Annotated in this window: 2 protein-coding genes; both read right to left on the minus strand. The window is 63.7% G+C overall.

What is annotated here, in order from left to right; genetic code table 11:
- Positions 1-5 precede the first annotated feature (5 nt).
- Positions 6-1004 carry a dTDP-glucose 4,6-dehydratase gene (gene rfbB / locus ACWAT3_RS16650; RefSeq protein WP_460800199.1) on the minus strand — a complete coding sequence of 333 codons (999 nt, stop codon included), beginning with the start codon at positions 1002-1004 and terminating at the stop codon, positions 6-8.
- Positions 1001-1873 carry a glucose-1-phosphate thymidylyltransferase RfbA gene (gene rfbA / locus ACWAT3_RS16655; RefSeq protein ID WP_460800201.1) on the minus strand — a complete coding sequence of 291 codons (873 nt, stop codon included), beginning with the start codon at positions 1871-1873 and terminating at the stop codon, positions 1001-1003. Before rfbA ends, rfbB begins: the two co-directional genes overlap by 4 nt.
- Positions 1874-1893: the final 20 nt, after the last annotated feature.

Here is a 1893-nt window from a genome sequence, read left to right on the forward strand (position 1 = left end):
GGTCATCACTGTCCTTTGGTGGCGTAGAAGGCTTCGGTGGTGTCTTTGGAGGGGGCCCACCAGGGTTCGTTGGTGCGGTACCAGTCGATGGTGGCGGCGAGTCCGGTTTCGAAGTCGCTGTAGGCGGGGGTCCAGCCGAGTTCGGTGCGGAGCCGGGTGGAGTCGATCGCGTAGCGGAGGTCGTGGCCGGCGCGGTCGGTGACGTGGTCGTAGGCGTCGGCGGGCATGCCCATGAGGGTGAGGATGAGTTCGACGACGTCCTTGTTGTTCTTCTCGCCGTCCGCGCCGATGAGGTAGGTCTGACCGATCTCGCCCCGCTCGAGGATGGTGAGCACAGCGGAGGAGTGGTCGTCGGCGTGGATCCAGTCGCGGACGTTCTCCCCGGCACCGTAGAGCTTGGGGCGGATCCCGCGGATCACGTTCGTGATCTGGCGGGGGATGAACTTCTCCACGTGCTGGTAGGGGCCGTAGTTGTTGGAGCAGTTCGAGATCGTGGCCTGCACCCCGAACGAACGCACCCAGGCCCGCACGAGCAGGTCGGATCCGGCCTTGGTCGACGAGTACGGCGATGACGGGTTGTAGGGGGTGTTCTCCGTGAACCGTTCCGGGTCGTCGAGCTCGAGATCCCCGTAGACCTCATCGGTGGAGATGTGATGGAACCGGGTGGAGTGTTTGCGGGCGGCTTCCAGCAGCGTGTACGTGCCGATGATGTTCGTGTCCAGGAACGGGCGCGGGTCGTTCAACGAGTTGTCGTTGTGCGACTCCGCCGCGTAATGCACCACGGCATCCGTTCCGGCGAACAGCGAATCGACCAGGGTCGCGTCCGTGATGTCACCGTGCACGAACGTCACCCGGTCCTCGGGCAGCCCCGCCAGCGACGCCCGGTTCCCCGCATACGTCAGGGCGTCCAGGACCGTGACGTGGTGGTCGGTCGTGGCAACGACATGGTGGACGAAGTTGGAGCCGATGAACCCGGCACCCCCGGTGACGAGCAGACGGCTCACGCTTTTCCTCTTTCCAACAACTCCAACAGGTACGACCCGTACCCGGACTTCACCAGCTTCTCCGCACGCTCGCGCAACTGCGCATCATCGAGGAACCCCTGCCGCCACGCGACCTCTTCCGGCACCCCGATCTTCAACGCCGTCCGACGCTCCATCGTGCGCACATAATCCGCCGCATCCGTCATCTGATCGAACGTGCCCGTGTCCAACCACGCCGTCCCCCGAGGCAGCACCTCGACCTGCAGCTTCCCCGCCTCCAGATACGCCCGGTTGATGTCCGTGATCTCATACTCGCCCCGCGCACTCGGCGCCAGGTTCCGCGCGATCTCGATCACATCATTGTCATAGAAATACAGGCCAGGGACCGCATAGTTGCTCTTCGGCCGGGCCGGCTTCTCCTCCAAAGAGATCGCCCGCCCCTCCCCATCGAACTCGACCACACCATACGCGCTCGGCTCCGCCACCCAGTACGCGAACACCGCCCCACCATCCAGACCAGCGAACCGCGACAACCGCGACCCCAACCCCGGCCCGTACAACAGGTTGTCACCCAGCACCAGGGCCACATCATCATCACCGATGAACTCCGCACCGATCGTGAACGCCTGCGCCAGACCATCCGGCGACGGCTGCTGCGCGAACGAGATCGACACCCCGAACTGCGACCCATCACCCAACAACCGCTCGAAATGCTCCGCATCATGCGGCGTCGTGATCACCAGAATGTCCCGAATACCCGCCAACATCAACGTCGACAACGGGTAATAGACCATCGGCTTGTCATACACCGGAATCAACTGCTTCGACACGCCCAACGTGATCGGGTGCAGCCGCGTCCCAGAACCCCCCGCAAGAATGATGCCTTTCACGCCTCTATGTTGTCACACGC

This window comes from Microbacterium sp. GXF0217, assembly GCF_054798195.1.